This window comes from Eubacterium sp. AF34-35BH, from assembly GCF_003477765.1.
Lineage (GTDB): Bacteria > Bacillota > Clostridia > Lachnospirales > Lachnospiraceae > Eubacterium_G.
The window spans coordinates 99769-117299 of the sequence record NZ_QUDZ01000008.1; the positions used below are offsets into that span (position 1 = coordinate 99769).

Below are 17531 nucleotides of genomic sequence, written 5' to 3' on the forward strand. Positions count from 1 at the left end.
GCATGCTCCCACGAAATGAAAATAGTTACGCGGCAACATGCATTACGGCTGCATACTATATTTTCGTAACCAGTAGCCAATTTGTAGAACGTAAGCAAGCATCTGTGGACCTGCCATTAACTGACCGTACCAAGGTTTGCCGTAGTCCTTTGGACTTTTAATGAAAGAAGAAAGCTTTTCTTTGTCAATAATATCACGAAGAGCTGAATTAGAATCAAACTCCTCCATTACCATTTGCCCTAAGAGTTTTTCGTAATTAGGATCATAGGTTTTAGGGTAAGGTGTTTTTTTCCTGTAAAGAATTTCGTTAGGTAGATATTTTTTTCCACATTCTACTAACAGACTTTTAGGCTGATTTTTGTAACATTTATATTCCCATGGAACATTGAATACATATTCAAGTATTCGGTAATCAGCAAAAGGAACTCTTGCCTCAAGACCTGAATACATGCTACATCTGTCCATTCGGTTAAGAAGTGTCATCATAAACCATTTAATATTAAGCCAAGTTACCTTTCGTCTTAAAGTTTCTGTTTCGTTTTCTTCTTCTAAAAATTCACATTCATTTACTGAATTTTGGTAGGCGGTTGCCACATATTCATCAATATTAAGCTCATTTATAAAATCATCTTTAAATAAAAAAGTTCGTGCAGACAAATCGTATGACCATGGGAAAGAATTTTGCTCAAGCATTTCTTTACGGTGAAACCAGGGATAGCCACCAAATATTTCGTCAGCACATTCACCGGTTAAGGTAACTTTACATTCTCTGGAAACAAGATTACAAAAATATAACATGGAAGATTCCACATCAGCCATACAAGGCATATCTCTGGCATCAACTGCTTTAAAAAGACATTCTATCTGATTCTTATTATTACATTCTAAATAGTGGTGTTTACTGTGAAGATAGTCCTTCATAATATCCACATAAGGTCTGTCTCTTGTTGTTTGGAAAGAATTTGCCTTGAAATTAATGTTGTTGTCTACAAAATCAAATGAGTAAGTAGCAAGGCTTTTTTCACCAAGATGTTTACTTACAATAGAAGAAACTAAGCTGGAGTCCAAGCCACCTGACAAAAAAGTACAAATAGGTATATCAGAAACCATTTGATTTTTTATACTGTCTTCTATTAAAAAGTTTGTATGCATAACAGTGGCATTGTAGTCATCCTTATGGATTTTGCTTCTAAGTTTCCAGTAACAATAATCTTCAAGAATAATCTTTTTATCTGGTGTTAAATTTATGGTTAAATAATGTCCTGATAATACCTCATGTATATTTTCAAAAACACCATTGCCCGGAGTATGAGCCGGACCTAAACCGATAATCTCACACCAACTGCTTTTATTTAAACGGGGTGTGATACCATAGGCGAAAATCCCTTTTATTTCTGATGAAAAAACAAACTGAGAACCGTCAAAATAATAGAATAATGGCTTAACACCAACATGATCTCTTACAATGGTTAGTTTATTGTTTTCATATATTGCAAAGGCGAAAATGCCGTTTAATTCTTTGAAAATCTTGGGCCCAAATACAAGATAGCAGTAAAGAATTATTTCGGTATCGCTAGTTGTTCTTAAGTCAATGTCATAAGCAGCCAGTTTATTTTTTAATTGATCAGTGTTATAGATTTCTCCGTTATAAGCTATGGTTGCACGTTTTCCGTTATATTTTCTCGTCATAGGCTGGGCACCACCTTTAATATCACGAATGGATAAACGGGTATGAGCCAAACCGCAAAAACCTTCCATAAATATTTCATCATCATTAGGACCTCTATGTTTGATGGAGTCCCTCATGTTTTTTAGCTTACCTGTGAGAAGCTTGTAAGAATAGTCTTTAAAAACATTATGCTTTAGTTGATAAAAACCAGCAATACCGCACATATAATTCTCCCTTTTTATAAAATAGTAACATGTGGACTTTTGATAACAGGCTGGATTTGGCGTCCAATTAATGCCTTTTCAATTGTGTCTTCAATTAAGTCCACATGCGCAATCATTGAATTTGGTTTCTTTATATAATCATCCTGGCCAAAAGGCACAAAATAAATATTTTTCGTATTTAATAATATTCCTATGTTTTTCAAATTCATACCAAGAGCATCGTTAGTGCTTAAGAAAATAACTAAAGGTCTGTTGTTTCTAAGATGTGCTTTAGCTGCCATTAAAACCGGTGTATCGCTAATACCGTTTGCAAGTTTTGATAGTGTATTACCGGTACAAGGGGCAATTACAAGTATATCAAGCATTGATTTTGGTCCGATTGGTTCGGCAGCGGGGATGGTTGTAATTGGTTCTTTATTGCTGATTTCTTTTGCAAGTTTAAGAAAATCCTTTGATTTTCCAAAGCGGGTGTCTGTAGTTGAAGCGTTATCAGAAAAAATTGTAAAAATATTGGCTTTAGTGTCGGCAAGCCTTCTAAGTTCTTCAAAAACTTTTTTGTAAGTGCAGTAAGAACCGGTAATACCTATACCAATGTTTTTACCAACAAAGTTATGACTCATTTATCTCAGTCCTTTCTAAATATGAAATAATGCTTTTTGCAATTAATTCCCCGGCATTCTTTGACGCTGTAACACCTGGAATGCCAGGGCATGTAATTAAAGATAAATGATTTTTACATGCTAAATCTTTATTAAACCCAAAAGGCTGAGAAGAAACATCGAAAAGAACGGTGTTTTTTGAAAGTAAAGAGTAATGTTTATCTGAAAGTATAGGCTGTGGAACTGTATTTATTATTATGTCAAATTTATTTAGATGTGTATCAAAATCCTCTAATTGTACAGTTTTAAAACCATTAGCCCTAGCACCAATTAAGTGAATTTCCGTATGGTCATAAAAGGTGACTTTGCCACCTAAGGCATTTAATTTTTTGCCAATATTTGTACCACAGTTACCGTAACCTAGAACAAGAATTTCGGAATTCTCAATGGCAAAATCAGTATTTTTTATGATATGCATTATTAGTCCTTCAGCCGTTAAAATAGCATTTTTCCAAACTATATCATCTAATTGAAGTGTGTCTACGAATTTGATGCTGGTTATTTTTTTACAGGCTGTAGGAATATTTCCACCAAAAACAATTTGGTTCGGTTTTAAAAGTGATAAAAATGTTCTTAGTGGAAAGCTGGAGTAAAAGTCACAGTTAATGAATTTTTTGTTTTTGCAAAAAGGAGTAGAACATACAAGTATATCATCGTTATTAAAATCCATTGTACTTTTTAAATAGGCGTTATAGCCATGAGTTTTAAGGTAATTTAAAATATACTTTTGACGTTTGTCACCGGATAAAACAGCAATAGGTTTCATATTCACCTCCATGGTATAAACTATGCAGATTAAAAAATAAAGTGAAAAAAATATAAAAATGTTGTATTATAAAGCAAAGAAAATTGATAATGGAGATAAATTATGGACGAGAAGATTGAACAGTGGAAGAAAGAATTTGAACTAAAGGATTTGAAACTTGTAGGTTACCGAGGTGGTTTTCCTATGATTGAATTCGAAAAAAACAAGTTAAAAAAGGACAATAAAAGGGAAATAGATAAAATTGTCAGAAGGGCAGAAATGTCAGCTGGTATGGAATTGGGAGTAGGTCTTAACTTTAGAAAAACAGCTTTTGTAATAATTAATGAAAATACGGTTGTTGTATGTGGTTATGAGACAATTATTCAGAGAATTTTAGAAAATATATTATAAAATCCATATTTACAAAATGTAATAAATAAAGTACAAAAAACGTCAAAAAAGTTAAAAAGAGAAAAGAGTTTGTAATAAAAATGTAATATTTTATTGACAAACTGTAACAAATGCTGTAATATACTCCTTGCGCAACCAAATTGCGCAGAAAAGGAGTTATATTATGAACAGAGTAAAAGTTGTTACTTGTACAGCACTTATAATATTTAGTTTGGCAATTGTAGCAATACAGGCACCGACATTAACAGGTAATAAAAGTGATAAGCAGGCAAATAACCATACTGAAGTAATTACACAGAACGAAGAGGGGAAAGTTGTTAAAGAATTAAATGAAAACTCAAAACTTTCTGCAAATTTCTTAAACACACAAGAAACAAAACTATTTTTAAATACACAGGAAACAGAAAAGGTTATTATTTCACCAAATACAGGTGTTAGCAAACAGACAGCTACTAAAGCACAGGCGAAGAAAGCTAAAAAGGCTAAAAAACTTAAAGCAAAGAGAGCTAAGGCTAATAGATTAAAAGCTAAGAAGGCTAAGAAGCTTAAAGCAAAGAAAAAGGTAACAAAGAAGAAAACAAAATTAAGAAGTTTAGGTACTTTTAAAATTACAGGTTACTGCCCATGTTCATCATGTTGCGGTAAGAGCAATGGTATTACTGCATCAGGTAAGAGAGCAACAGCAGGCAGAACAATTGCCGCTGATACATCAAAGTTACCAATGGGAACAAAGGTAGTTATTAACGGTCATACTTACACTGTTGAAGATGTAGGTGGTGGAGTAAGAGGGAATCATATTGATATGTTCTTCAGCTCACATTCAGCTGCATTACAGTGGGGCGTTAGATACGTAGAAGTATTTGTTGCAAGATAGAACACTAAATATATAATTATAAAAAGTTTATTTTTACATTGAATACATAATTAACTGTTGAGTGAGTATTTTCTCAAATTTCGGTTAAATTAGTAAACAAGGTGAAGATAAACTTTTTATTATGCACAGCCCATTTATTCTTGAAAACATATTGTATTTAGTGTATAATTTTCTACACTATGGGTTAAAAACAATTATATTCTAATTAATTACATATTTTATTAAATGGATATGATGAAGTAATAATACTGGAGGCAAAAATGGATAAGGAACACATTAATACAGAAAATAATGAAAAAGTTGAGTCAAGAAACTTCATTGAAATGATTATTGACAAAGATTTAGAAGAAGGAAGATTCGACCATGTTCAGACAAGATTTCCACCTGAACCAAATGGATATCTTCATATAGGACATGCTAAATCAATATTATTAAATTACGGATTAGCAAAAGAATATAACGGAAAGTTTAATATGAGATTTGATGACACAAACCCTACAAAAGAGAAGGAAGAGTTTGTTGAATCAATATTAAAAGATATAAAGTGGTTAGGTGCAGATTGGGAAGACAGACTATTTTTTGCGTCAAATTATTTTGAACAAATGTATGAAGCTGCAGTTAAGCTTATAAAAAAAGGCAAGGCTTATGTTTGTGATTTGTCACCTGAAGAAATTAGAGAATACAGAGGTACTTTAACAGAACCCGGTAAGGACAGCCCTTACAGAGACAGAACTGTCGAAGAGAATCTTGAACTGTTTGAAAACATGAAGAACGGTGTATATAAAGATGGTGAAAAAGTATTAAGAGCCAAAATTGACATGGCAAGCCCTAATATTAATATGAGAGATCCTATTATTTATAGGGTTGCTCACATGACACACCATAACACAGGAGATAAATGGTGCATTTATCCTATGTATGATTTTGCTCATCCAATTGAAGATGCAATCGAAGGGGTTACTCATTCAATTTGTACATTGGAATTCGAAGACCATAGACCATTATATGACTGGGTAGTAAGAGAATTAGAGTATCCAAATCCACCTAGACAGATTGAGTTTGCTAAGTTATATGTTACAAATGTTGTAACAGGTAAGAGATATATTAAACAGTTAGTTGAAGATGGAATTGTTGACGGTTGGGATGATCCAAGACTTGTTTCTATTGCAGCTTTGCGTAGAAGAGGTTTTACACCTGAATCAATTAAGATGTTTGTTGAATTATGTGGTATTTCAAAGAGTAACAGCTCAGTTGACTATGCAATGTTAGAATACTGCATCAGAGAAGATTTAAAAGCTAAGAAACCAAGATTAATGGCTGTTTTAGATCCAATTAAAGTTATAATTGACAACTATCCTGAAGATCAGGTTGAATGGTTTGACGTTGCAAATAATGTTGAATGTCCTGAACTTGGAACAAGAAAAGTACCATTCTGTAAGGAAATTTATATTGACCGCGATGATTTTATGGAAGAGCCACCTAAGAAATATTTTAGATTATTCCCTGGTAATGAAGTAAGATTAATGAATGCTTACTTTGTTAAATGTGTGGATTACAAGAAGGATGAGAACGGTAAGGTAACAGAAATACATGTAACTTACGATCCTGAAACAAGAAGTGGCAGTGGATTTACAGGTAGAAAAGTAAAAGGAACTATCCATTGGGTTTCAGCACGTCATGGTGTTAAGTCAGAAGTACGTCTTTATGAAAACATTGTTGATGAAGAAAAAGGTAAGTTAAATGAAGATGGAACTCTTAACTTAAATCCTAACTCAAAGACAGTATTAACAGATTGTTATGTTGAACCAAACATTGCAGATGTTAAGCCTGAAGATAAATTCCAGTTTGTAAGACAGGGATATTTCTGTGCAGATTTAAAAGACTATACAGCTGAGCATCCTGTATTTAACAGAATTGTATCACTTAAGAGCTCATTTAAGTTGCCAAAGAAATAGAATGGAATTGGTATTAAGATTAATATAAAAAGAATATAAATTAAAAAGAAGTTTTTATTAAGATAGATATTTGGAAAGCAAAAATCGTATATCAATAAAGACTTCTTTTTGTGTAATAGGAAAGGTTCCAAACTTTATATAAAAGTCTGAAACCTTAAAAAGTATCAAAAATAAAAAGAAAAAGCAGGTGAATCTAAAAACAAATTTTCTAATTATGTTTTATAGATCATTTAATTCATCTGTAAGCAAATCATCATCTAAATCATCGCCATCAGAATCTTCTTCATATAAGTCGCCCTGTTCTTTTGAGTCAACTGTAACATCATCTTCAGTAACGAAATCGTCTTCTGTTACATCCTGATCAGTAAAGGCATCTTCCAAATCGTCTTCATCAAAAAGATTATCATCAATATCGTTGAGATGTGATGAAGAAGTAGAAGTCATCTTGTCGATTGTATTGTTAATTGTATCTGTTACTTTAGTTGCAACATTGCTAATCTTTTCTTTTGTAGCATCGATTTTATCTTCGCCAACTTTGCTTACAGCCATTTCGCGAAAATCTTTTGCCTTTTCACTTGCAATGTCAGCAGCTTCGTAAGCTTTTTCCTTTACCTGACTAGCTTTATCTTTAATAATATTAACATTGTCTTCTCCAAGCTTTTCAGATACGGTATCCTTAATCTTTTCAGAAGTGTCAATAATCTTATCTGCTGCACTATCAGCAAAATTCTTAACTTTTCGTTTGTTAATTGTAATTATAACCTTAGTAGAATCTCCGTTGTCATCAGTTGCAACATCAAATGCTTTTGAATCGTCAAAATCTTCAAAAATATCTTCGTCAATATCTTTTTCTTCCTTGCGTTTCTTCACATATAATGCACCACCAACAGCGGCTCCGGTAACTGCTGCTGTTCCAAATAATTTTTTTAAAAATCCCATATCTAAACCTCCAATTATTATTCTAAATATATTTGTATTAGTCGTTACAAATTTTCTTTAATTATAATACGAAACTGCTATAAAATAAAGTAAGAATATATATTTAGTATAAGCTTTTTTTCATGATATATTAATTGGCAAATGATTCTATTGAATCTGATAATTAAAAATGTTAGGCTAGTGTTATTATGAAATACAATAGGAGAAAAAAATGAGAATATACCAGCAAAAAAATAATACAATTATAGAGGGAATAAATGATTTTAATTTGGAACAGACTTTAGAATGTGGTCAGTGTTTTAGATTTTATAAGCAAAATGATAATGAATATGTAGTTGTTGCCTATGAGAAATTAATACATGTAAAACAGGAAGATGATAATTTGATTTTCTTCAATAATTCTATAGAAGAAGTCGAAAATATTTGGATTCATTATTTTGATTTAAAACGTGATTATGGAAAAATTAAAAATTTTTTATTGCGAAATGACAAAAAACTGGAACCTGCAATAAAGGAAAAATATGGCGTTAGAATTTTAAATCAACAGTTTCATGAAATGCTTATATCTTTTATTATTTCCCAAAATAAACAAATCCCCCATATTAAACAGCTTGTAAAAAAAATTAGCGAAAAATATGGAAATTATCTGGGTACTATAAACAATGAAAAATATTATTCATTCCCATCACCAAAGGTTCTTGGAACAATAACGGAAGAAAGATTTAGAGAAATGAAAACAGGTTTCAGGGCACCATATTTGGCTGATGCAGTGGAAAAACTTAGTAGTGGCTATTTATGTGAGAAAACTTTTAAGAATTTAAATGAAGAGCAGGCACGAAAAAAACTAATAGAAATTAAAGGTGTTGGTGAAAAGGTCGCCAATTGTGTAATGCTTTTCTCACTTGGCTACAGAGATGCTTTTCCAATTGATGTATGGATAAAAAGAATTATGGAGTCAGTTTATTTCAATGGTGAAGATACATCTAAGGAAAGGATTGCTGAATTTGCCAGAGAAAAATACGGAGAATACGGTGGCTATGCCCAACAATATTTATTCTGTTTTGGCAGAGATAACAAGGTAGGAAAATAAAAATGTAACAGTTTTGTTAATTTTTTATTATTTGGGTTGCATTTAATAAGAAAAGTGATAATATATGTATTAGTGATTAGCACTCATAATTAAAGAGTGCTAACAAAATATAAAAAAGCAGGTCTAGAACCTATGAATATAACATATGGAGGTAACAAAATGAAATTAGTACCATTAGCAGACAGAGTAGTATTAAAACAGTCTACTCCTGAAGAAAAAACAAAGTCAGGAATTATTTTAACAAGTCAGACACAGGAAAAACCACAGCAGGCAGAAGTTGTTGCAGTTGGTCCCGGTGGATTAGTTGATGGAAAAGAAGTAACAATGCATGTTAAAGTTGGGGATGTTGTTATCTTTTCAAAATATGCAGGCAATGAAGTTAAATTAGATGATGAAGAATACATTATTGTAAAACAGTCAGACATACTTGCAATAGTTGAATAATTTTTATAGGAGGCATTTATTATGGCAAAGGAAATTAAATATGGAGCAGAAGCAAGAAAGGCTCTTGAAGCAGGTGTAAATCAGTTAGCAGATACAGTAAAGGTAACACTTGGACCAAAAGGAAGAAACGTAGTTTTAGATAAATCATTTGGGGCACCACTTATTACAAACGATGGTGTAACAATTGCAAAAGAAGTTGAATTAGAAGATGCTTTTGAAAATATGGGAGCACAGATTGTAAAAGAAGTTGCAACAAAGACAAATGATGTTGCAGGTGATGGTACAACAACAGCTACAGTTTTAGCACAGGCAATGATTAACGCAGGTATGAAGAATTTAGCTGCAGGTGCTAACCCAATTATTCTTAGAAAAGGAATGAAGAAAGCTACAAATTGTGCAGTTGAAGCAATCGCTGACATGAGCAGTGTTGTAACAGGAAAAGAACAGATTGCAAAGGTTGCTGCAATTTCAGCAGGTGACGAAGAAGTTGGTAACATGGTTGCAGATGCAATGGAAAAAGTTTCAAACGACGGTGTTATTACAATTGAAGAGTCAAAGACAATGAAAACTGAACTTGATTTAGTTGAAGGTATGCAGTTTGACAGAGGATATATTTCAGCTTACATGGCAACAGATATGGAAAAGATGGAAGCAACATTAGAAGATCCTTATATTTTAATTACAGATAAGAAGATTTCTAACATTCAGGAAATCCTTCCTGTACTTGAACAGATTGTACAGTCTGGTGCAAAACTTTTAATTATTGCTGAAGATGTTGAAGGTGAAGCTCTTACAACACTTATCGTAAACAAGTTACGTGGTACATTTAATGTAGTAGCTGTTAAGGCACCTGGATATGGTGACAGACGTAAGGAAATGTTAAAAGATATTGCTATTTTAACAGGTGGTCAGGTTATTTCAGATGAACTTGGTTTATCTCTTGCAGAAACTAAAATTGAAGATTTAGGTAGAGCAAAATCTGTTAAGGTAACAAAAGAAAATACAATTATTGTTGATGGCCTTGGAGCATCAGAAGAAATCGAAGGAAGAGTTGGTCAGATTAAGGCTCAGCTTGAAGAAACAACATCGGATTTCGATAAAGAGAAATTACAGGAAAGACTTGCAAAATTAGCCGGTGGTGTTGCAGTAATAAGAGTAGGTGCTGCTACAGAACCAGAAATGCAGGAAAACAAGTTAAGAATGGAAGATGCTTTAAACGCAACAAGAGCAGCTGTAGAAGAAGGAATTATTGCAGGTGGCGGATCTGCTTATATCCACGCTTCAAAGAAAGTAGCAGAATTAGTTGATTCACTTGAAGGTGATGAAAAGACAGGAGCTTCAATTATTCTTAAGGCTCTTGAAGCGCCATTATTTACAATTTCAAAGAATGCAGGACTTGAAGGTTCAGTTATTGTAAATAAAGTAAGAGAATCTGAACCAGGAATAGGTTTTGATGCACTTAACGGAAAATACGTTAAGATGGTTGATGCCGGAATCCTTGATCCTGCTAAGGTTACAAGAAGCGCTTTACAGAACGCAACAAGTGTGGCAAGTACATTACTTACAACAGAATCCGTTGTTGCAAACATAAAAGAAGATGTTCCTGCTATGCCAGCTAACCCTGGTATGGGAATGGGCATGTAATTTGTGAAATTTGCCCCTGAAAATTTTAGGTCTGGAATTTTTATTAGAAATTGTACTAGTATTTTCGATTGCAGTGTGATATAATAATCAAAAATTATAAACCTTTACAACAAAAGGGGAGTAGTTGCATGTTTTACATGTTCTGGTTTTCGTCAGTACGTTCATAATTGAACCGGAGACCAGAGAACTAACAAGATTTAGTTGAACGAGACTTTTTGTGCATTATTTTTGATGCACAAAAATCTCGTTCTTTTTTATTTACAATGAATTCCAAGGGAATTCATTGTAAATAAAAAAGAAAAATGCAAATATTAGCAAGGAGGTTCCCATGGAAAATTATAAAAAAACAAAACAACAGCTAAAAGAACAATTTGGAACTCTAAATGGTCTAACATCAAAAGAAGCAGAAGAAAAATTAAACTCTTTCGGAGAAAATATTTTAGAACAAACAGAAAAGAAAACATTTTTTCAAATATTTTTCGACCAGTTTAAAGATTTACTTGTTATTATTCTGATTATTTCGGCGCTTATTTCATTAGCATCGGGTAATGTGGAAAGCACTATTGTAATTTTGGTAGTAATAATTTTAAATGCAATTTTAGGTACTGTTCAATATTTTAAAGCTGAGAAATCTCTTGATGCCTTACGAGAATTATCATCACCTGTGTCTAAAGTAATTAGAAATGGTGCGAAAATGGAAATTCCATCAAAAAAGATTGTGCCTGGTGATATTTTAATATTGGAAGCAGGAGATATGGTGCCTGCTGATGGCAGAATAATAGAGAATTATTCTTTACAGGTAAATGAAAGTTCTCTTACAGGCGAATCTTTAAATGTGGATAAGGCAGATATAGTTTTACAGGATGAAACTCCACTTGCAGATAGAGTGAACATGGTGTATTCAGGAACATTGGTAACTTATGGTAGGGCAAAAGTTATTGTCACAAATACAGCCATGGACACAGAAATTGGTAACATTGCTTCCCTTATGAATGACACCAAAAATAAGAAAACGCCTTTACAGATAAGCATGGATAATTTTAGCAAAAAACTAGCACTTGTAATTATGGGAATATGTGGTTTTGTTTTACTTCTTAGTTTAATTAGAGGGCAGGCATTACTTGACTCGCTTATGTTTGCTGTAGCACTTGCAGTAGCAGCGATTCCAGAGGCACTAACATCTATTATTACAATTGTTCAGGCAATGGGAACAAGCAGAATGGCAAAAGAAAATGCAATAATAAAGGATTTAAAAGCTGTTGAAAGTTTAGGTTGCGTGTCTGTTATCTGTTCAGATAAAACAGGTACTTTAACACAGAATAAAATGACAGTAGAAGATATTTATGTAAATAATAAAATCCTAAAACCTGAAAATTGTTCCTGTGATAATTTAACAGAAAGATTTTTAATTTATAATGCAATACTTAACAATGACTCAGAAATTTCAACTGAAAAAAATATTGGTGATCCAACAGAAACCTGTTTATTAGAAATGGTTGAAAGAGCTAATGTTTTAAAAAATGAAACTTATGTAAATCTTAGAAAAAAATTTCTAAGAGAAGAAGAAAATCCTTTTGACTCTACAAGAAAAATAATGAGTTCTCAGTATGAGATTGATAATAAAAAGATTGTTTTTACAAAAGGTGCTGTAGATGTTTTGATTAATAAAATTAAAAGTATAAGTTTGAATGGTGAAGTAAGAGAAATAAAAGATTCAGACATAAAAAATATAATGGAAACTAATTATAATTTTTCAAAAAATGGTTACAGAGTTTTAGCTTTTGGATATAAAGAAATTTACAAGGAAGAGAACTTAAGTTTTGAGAATGAAGAAGATTTTGTATTTTTAGGTTTGATTTCAATGATGGATCCACCAAGAACAGAATCAAAGGAAGCTGTAAAGCATGCAAAAGAAGCCGGCATACAACCAATAATGATTACCGGTGACCATAAAGAAACAGCAAGAGCCATTGCAGAGAAAATCGGTATTTATAATGAAAATGATTTGGTTATGACAGGGGAAGAACTTGACAGAATTAATGACAAAGAACTAAATGATAAAATCAAAAAAGTATCAGTATATGCAAGGGTATCACCTGAAAATAAAATCAGAATTGTTGACGCTTGGCAAAGACAGGGGAATATTGTGGCAATGACAGGTGACGGTGTAAATGACGCACCTGCGTTAAAAAAAGCAGATATCGGAATTGCAATGGGAATTACCGGCACTGAAGTTTCAAAAGATGCATCATCAATGATTCTTGCAGATGATAACTTTGCCACAATTATCAAAGCTGTTTCTAATGGTAGAAGTGTTTATAGAAATATTATTAATTCAATATTGTTCCTTTTGTCAGGAAACTTAGCTGCAATTATTGTTGTATTAATATGTTCATTGCTTAATTTAGATGTACCATTTAAGCCGGTTCATTTATTGTTTATTAATTTGTTGACAGATTCCCTACCGGCATTGGCAATTGGTATGGAAAAAGTAGATGAATCATTATTAAAAAGTAAACCAAGAAATCCTAAAAAGGGAATTTTTACGCAGAAATTTACAAAGGAACTTTTACTTTATGGTTGTTTAATTTCTATAGTAACTTTTGCTGGCTTTTTAATGGGGGATAGGACTTCGTCGTTAAAGGCAAGTACAATGGCATTTGCAGTATTAACATTGGCAAGATTATTTCATGGGTTTAACTGTAGAAGTGATTTATCAATTGTAAAAATAAAATTAGGAACAAATAAATGGATTATTGGAGCATTTGCAATAGGTGTAATTTTACTACTGGGAGTTTTAACTATTCCGCCATTAAAGACAATGTTTATGATTGAAAATTTAGATATAATGGAATTAGTGAAGATTTTAGCTTTAGCGTTTTTACCAACTTTAATAATCCAAATTAAAAAGAGTATATGTGATCTTTTTCGAAAATAGATAAAAATTTTTGGTGATTTTTAATAATATAAAAAACATTATTTGTACACATTGTTTAAAAACGTTTTTTTGTTTGGAATAGTAAAACTATTATGATAAAATTACATTAAATTTTGGAAAAAGGAGCGAAGAGAATGAACACAATTAAGAAAAATGTAATTTCGTTTGTTTTAGTTATGGCATTAGTATTAACAAGTGTAACGGTTATGCCGGTTAGCGGAGCAACTAATGTTACAACTATTTCAAATTTGAAATTTGCAAAAAATGATGACGGTTCATGTACAATTACATGGAACAAATTAGATGGTGGTTCTTATAATATTTACAAGGCAAGCAGTAGATTTGCCAAATATGAAAAAGTAGGAACATCTTCTGATTCAAGTTACAATGACAAAGATTATAATGGTGAATATTACAAGGTTTCATTTGTAAAAGATGGAAAAGAATATACTTTGTCTAATCCAACATCTTATGAAATTGAGACGTTTGGATATAACACAGCAATATTTGAGGACACTGATAATACAACAGAAGTTCAAAAATATATTGATAACGTTTATAAGACAACAGAGGCAGGTCAGTTTATCTCTGACAGATATGCAATGATGTTTGCACCTGGAACATACAGCGACAATCTTAATGTTAATGTAGGTTTTTACACACAGGTTGCAGGTATGGGAATATCACCCAAAGATACAACTTTAGGCAACATTACATGTAAAGCTGAATGGATGAAGGGCAAGAAATATGATGGTTCAGTTAATTACAATGCTTTATGTAATTTCTGGAGATCTGTTGAAAACTTAACAACTACAAATCAGACAACAATGTGGGCTGTTTCTCAGGCAACATCAATGAGAAGAATGAATATTAAAGGCAATTTAAACTTACATCATGAAGGTGGATATGCCAGTGGTGGTTTTCTTGCAGATTCAAAAATCGCAGGTAGAAAGTACACATATAAAGACCGTAAAACAGGAAAAGATGTAGTTGCAGAAGCTGGTGTAGCAGGTGGATCACAGCAGCAATGGTTATCAAGAAACGTTGAAATGAACAAGTGGGATGGAAGCGTTTGGAACTATGTTTTCGTTGGTTGTGAAGTTAAGCCATTACTTGGTACAAACGCAGAAGTTAAAAACGGTCCTGATGGTGAATGGCCATATTTAGCTTACACAAAAGTTACAAAGACTCCGGAAGTTCAGGAAAAACCATTCTTAACTGTTGACAAAAACGGTGAATATAGAGTATTTGTTCCTGAGTTACGCAAGGATGCAACAGGTGTTTCATGGGATGGAGATGAAATCAAAGGTGAAACAATTAGCTTAGATAAATTTTATGTTGCAAAACCTGGTGATACAGCAGCAAAAATTAATGCTGAAATTAAAGACGGAAAGAATTTAATTTTAACACCTGGTATTTATGAAATCAGTGAACCTATTACAATTACAAATGAAAATACAGTTGTATTAGGTCTTGGTTATGCAACTCTCAAACCAACTAAAGGAAATCAGTGTATGACTATTGCTGACGTTAAAGGCGTTAAGGTTGCAGGTGTTTTATTTGATGCAGGAAGAAATAAATCAAGTACTTTATTAACAGTTGGTACAGAAAAGAATACTAATGATAATTCTGATAATCCAATTTGCTTAATTGATACTTTCTATAGAGTTGGTGGAGCTGACAGCACACCAGGTAAAACAACAAATTGTGTTGTAATTAACAGCAATAATGTTATCGGTGATAACTTCTGGATTTGGAGAGCTGACCATGGTACAGGCGTAGCGTGGGACAAGAATACTGCAGATACAGGTGTAATCTTCAATGGTGATAACATTACAACTTATGGATTAATGGTTGAGCATTTCCAGAAATACCAGACTGTATGGAATGGTAACGGCGGAAAATGTTATATGTATCAAAGTGAATTACCATACGATATTACAAGCCAGAGTGTATGGAATGCACCTGGTACATACGGATATGCAGATTACAAGGTAAATAGCAATGTAACAAGCCATGAAGGCTATGGTATTGGTATTTACTCATGTTATCAGAAAGCACAGTGTTACTTGAAGTCAGCTGTTGAATGTCCAAATACTGCAAATGTTAAATTTACAAATGTTTGTACATATAGTTTAGTCGGTAATGGCGGTATTGATTACGCTATTAACAAAGCAGGCTACGGAGTTTATGGAAGTGGTAACATGTGTAAGGTTTTATCTTATGTAAATGGAAAAGCACAGTTAGATAAAACTTATGAAAAAGCAAGAAAAGGAATCTATGAGAACCATATTCAGATTTCAGGAGATTTTGATTATGATTCAAATATGCAAAGAGTTTATACAAAAACTTACACAGGAAAGAATATTACTCCTAAGGTTGTAGTAACTGTTGATGGCTTGAAGTTAAGAAACGGTGTTGATTATACTGTTAAATACACTAACAACAAAAATATTGGTAATGGAAAAATTACTATTACAGGTATAAATGCATACAGAGAGTCTACAACATTTACATTAAAGATCAGACCAGCTAAAGCAAAAGTAGCAAAGAAAAAAATTACTAAGAAAAAAGCTACATTAAAGCTATCAAAGGTTCTTGGGGCAACAGGTTATGAAGTTTCATACTCAACAAAGAGTAACTTCAAGAAGAAGAATACTGTTACAAAGAAAACAAAGAAATTAAAAGTAACAGTTAAGAGAACAAAGAAAATGCCTAAGGGTTATATAAGAGTTCGTGCTTACAAGAAAGTTGGTAAGAAGTATTACTACGGTAAGTATAGTAAGAAAATTAGAGTTAAATAATAAATTGTGAATAATAAAAAATATATATTCAGTGCTTGATTACCAATTCAATAACAGGTTATAGTTTAGTTAAACTGAAGGATTGAAAGGAAATCATAGCTAAATAATTCACAGTAAATAATAAAAGTGTCAGTCAGATATTTTAGATGGAAAATTCGTTTAAAATAGACGACTGATACTTTTTTATTAGCCAAAGTTAAAACAGTGTGCTATAATCGACTTTAAAAGCAACATATTAGAGGTGATATAAATGGCAAAGAGCAAAAGACTATCAGATGACATTGCTGATGTGATTTTGTCTATGATAACAGTAGAAAAGAAATATAATCCAGGTGATAAGTTGCCAAATGAAATGGAATTATCTGAGCAGTTAGGCGTAAGCAGAATCACATTAAGGGAAGCCATTAGAATTTTAGTAACAGCAAATGTTTTAGAAATAAAAAGAGGAAAAGGAACATTTGTTAAAGAAGATTTTAAGCAATATACATTTAAAGGCTTGGAAGTAGGTTCAACAGCGAAGGTAGGTTTAAATGATTTATATGAAATGCGTTTGATTTTCGAACCTGAAGTAGCATATTATGCAACATTAAGAGCAACAGAAAAAGAGATTGAAAGAATACTGTCTATTTCTGAAAAAATTGAAAAGCTTATTAGAAAAGGCATCGATTATGAAGAAGAAGAAAAGGCATTCCATTGCTCCATAGCAAAAGCTACACATAATGAATTTATAAATCAACTGGAGCCTGTCTTACAACAGTCAATCCAAAAAGGTGTTTATATTTATGAACATGAAAATTTGGAAATGGAAGAAATTTTGTCTGATCATAAATTAATAACAGATTTTATGAAAAACAGAAATCCTGAGGGTGCAAAAAACGCAATGAAGGTTCATATTATTCATGCAATAGAGCGTTTGGGATTAGACAATAAATAAATAAATAAATTGGGGAAATTTTAAAGAGAGCAGACAACGTTATTGACATAAGACAACTAAAGGAATATAATACCAACATAGACAAAGATAAATAGGAGGTTTTATTATTATGTCAGAAGCAAGAATTTTTTATCAGGAAGATTGCAATTTATCATTATTAGATGGAAAGAAGATTGCAATCATCGGTTATGGTAGCCAGGG

13 protein-coding genes are annotated in these 17531 nt (G+C 32.3%); 9 read left to right on the top strand and 4 right to left on the bottom strand.

The features are described 5' to 3' along the window. Positions 1-42 precede the first annotated feature (42 nt). The 3 genes from asnB to DWZ69_RS09925 are packed head-to-tail and all read right to left on the bottom strand — an operon-like array spanning position 43 to position 3318. Entirely contained in the window at positions 43-1893 is a 1851-nt protein-coding gene (asnB, locus tag DWZ69_RS09915; protein ID WP_117999006.1) for an asparagine synthase (glutamine-hydrolyzing), read from the bottom strand. 14 nt (positions 1894-1907) lie between these two features. Then, positions 1908-2513: a dipicolinate synthase subunit B gene (locus DWZ69_RS09920; protein ID WP_117999005.1), complete on the bottom strand. Its 606-nt coding sequence runs from the start codon at positions 2511-2513 to the stop codon at positions 1908-1910. After that, positions 2503-3318, bottom strand: coding sequence for an NAD(P)-dependent oxidoreductase (locus tag DWZ69_RS09925; RefSeq protein ID WP_158561054.1), 816 nt, complete (start codon positions 3316-3318; stop codon positions 2503-2505). The genes DWZ69_RS09920 and DWZ69_RS09925 overlap by 11 nt, the downstream gene beginning before the upstream one ends. A gap of 102 nt (positions 3319-3420) precedes the next feature. Between DWZ69_RS09925 and DWZ69_RS09930 the strand changes: the two genes are divergently transcribed. The 3 genes from DWZ69_RS09930 to DWZ69_RS09940 all read left to right on the top strand — a co-directional run bounded on the left by DWZ69_RS09930 (position 3421) and on the right by DWZ69_RS09940 (position 6537). Beyond that, positions 3421-3708, top strand: coding sequence for a hypothetical protein (locus DWZ69_RS09930; RefSeq protein ID WP_117999003.1), 288 nt, complete (start codon positions 3421-3423; stop codon positions 3706-3708). Between the two features lie 163 nt (positions 3709-3871). After that, the gene (locus tag DWZ69_RS09935) at positions 3872-4582 is read left to right on the top strand and encodes a 3D domain-containing protein (RefSeq protein WP_117999002.1); all 711 of its coding nucleotides are present in this window, start codon (positions 3872-3874) and stop codon (positions 4580-4582) included. 260 nt (positions 4583-4842) lie between these two features. After that, entirely contained in the window at positions 4843-6537 is a 1695-nt protein-coding gene (locus DWZ69_RS09940; protein ID WP_117999001.1) for a glutamine--tRNA ligase/YqeY domain fusion protein, read from the top strand. Positions 6538-6756: 219 nt separating this feature from the next. Here the strand turns inward: DWZ69_RS09940 and DWZ69_RS09945 are convergent, their stop codons facing one another. Next, on the bottom strand, positions 6757-7476 hold the full coding sequence (locus DWZ69_RS09945) for a hypothetical protein (protein ID WP_117999000.1): 720 nt from the start codon (positions 7474-7476) through the stop codon (positions 6757-6759). A 211-nt stretch (positions 7477-7687) separates the two neighbouring features. On the opposite strand from DWZ69_RS09945, the gene DWZ69_RS09950 reads away from it, so the two are divergent. From DWZ69_RS09950 to DWZ69_RS09975, 6 genes are all read left to right on the top strand, one after another. Next, positions 7688-8566: a DNA glycosylase gene (locus DWZ69_RS09950; RefSeq protein WP_117998999.1), complete on the top strand. Its 879-nt coding sequence runs from the start codon at positions 7688-7690 to the stop codon at positions 8564-8566. Between the two features lie 159 nt (positions 8567-8725). Continuing rightward, complete coding sequence (locus DWZ69_RS09955; protein ID WP_117998998.1) at positions 8726-9010, top strand: co-chaperone GroES; 285 nt, start codon at positions 8726-8728, stop codon at positions 9008-9010. Positions 9011-9031: 21 nt separating this feature from the next. Continuing rightward, the gene (groL, locus tag DWZ69_RS09960) at positions 9032-10654 is read left to right on the top strand and encodes a chaperonin GroEL (RefSeq protein ID WP_117998997.1); all 1623 of its coding nucleotides are present in this window, start codon (positions 9032-9034) and stop codon (positions 10652-10654) included. Between the two features lie 328 nt (positions 10655-10982). Next, positions 10983-13592: a cation-translocating P-type ATPase gene (locus tag DWZ69_RS09965; RefSeq protein ID WP_117998996.1), complete on the top strand. Its 2610-nt coding sequence runs from the start codon at positions 10983-10985 to the stop codon at positions 13590-13592. Positions 13593-13726: 134 nt separating this feature from the next. Then, the gene (locus DWZ69_RS09970; RefSeq protein WP_118436921.1) at positions 13727-16396 is read left to right on the top strand and encodes a hypothetical protein; all 2670 of its coding nucleotides are present in this window, start codon (positions 13727-13729) and stop codon (positions 16394-16396) included. Between the two features lie 250 nt (positions 16397-16646). Further along, the gene (locus DWZ69_RS09975; RefSeq protein WP_022164500.1) at positions 16647-17330 is read left to right on the top strand and encodes a FadR/GntR family transcriptional regulator; all 684 of its coding nucleotides are present in this window, start codon (positions 16647-16649) and stop codon (positions 17328-17330) included. The last annotated feature ends 201 nt before the right edge of the window (positions 17331-17531 follow it).

Bases quoted from the DNA above. Each gene is read 5' to 3' on its own strand.
- asnB (WP_117999006.1), bottom strand. From the start codon at position 1,893: ATGTGCGGTATTGCTGGTTTTTATCAACTAAAGCATAATGTTTTTAAA.
- DWZ69_RS09920 (WP_117999005.1), bottom strand. From the start codon at position 2,513: ATGAGTCATAACTTTGTTGGTAAAAACATTGGTATAGGTATTACCGGT.
- DWZ69_RS09925 (WP_158561054.1), bottom strand. From the start codon at position 3,318: ATGAAACCTATTGCTGTTTTATCCGGTGACAAACGTCAAAAGTATATT.
- DWZ69_RS09930 (WP_117999003.1), top strand. From the start codon at position 3,421: ATGGACGAGAAGATTGAACAGTGGAAGAAAGAATTTGAACTAAAGGAT.
- DWZ69_RS09935 (WP_117999002.1), top strand. From the start codon at position 3,872: ATGAACAGAGTAAAAGTTGTTACTTGTACAGCACTTATAATATTTAGT.
- DWZ69_RS09940 (WP_117999001.1), top strand. From the start codon at position 4,843: ATGGATAAGGAACACATTAATACAGAAAATAATGAAAAAGTTGAGTCA.
- DWZ69_RS09945 (WP_117999000.1), bottom strand. From the start codon at position 7,476: ATGGGATTTTTAAAAAAATTATTTGGAACAGCAGCAGTTACCGGAGCC.
- DWZ69_RS09950 (WP_117998999.1), top strand. From the start codon at position 7,688: ATGAGAATATACCAGCAAAAAAATAATACAATTATAGAGGGAATAAAT.
- DWZ69_RS09955 (WP_117998998.1), top strand. From the start codon at position 8,726: ATGAAATTAGTACCATTAGCAGACAGAGTAGTATTAAAACAGTCTACT.
- groL (WP_117998997.1), top strand. From the start codon at position 9,032: ATGGCAAAGGAAATTAAATATGGAGCAGAAGCAAGAAAGGCTCTTGAA.
- DWZ69_RS09965 (WP_117998996.1), top strand. From the start codon at position 10,983: ATGGAAAATTATAAAAAAACAAAACAACAGCTAAAAGAACAATTTGGA.
- DWZ69_RS09970 (WP_118436921.1), top strand. From the start codon at position 13,727: ATGAACACAATTAAGAAAAATGTAATTTCGTTTGTTTTAGTTATGGCA.
- DWZ69_RS09975 (WP_022164500.1), top strand. From the start codon at position 16,647: ATGGCAAAGAGCAAAAGACTATCAGATGACATTGCTGATGTGATTTTG.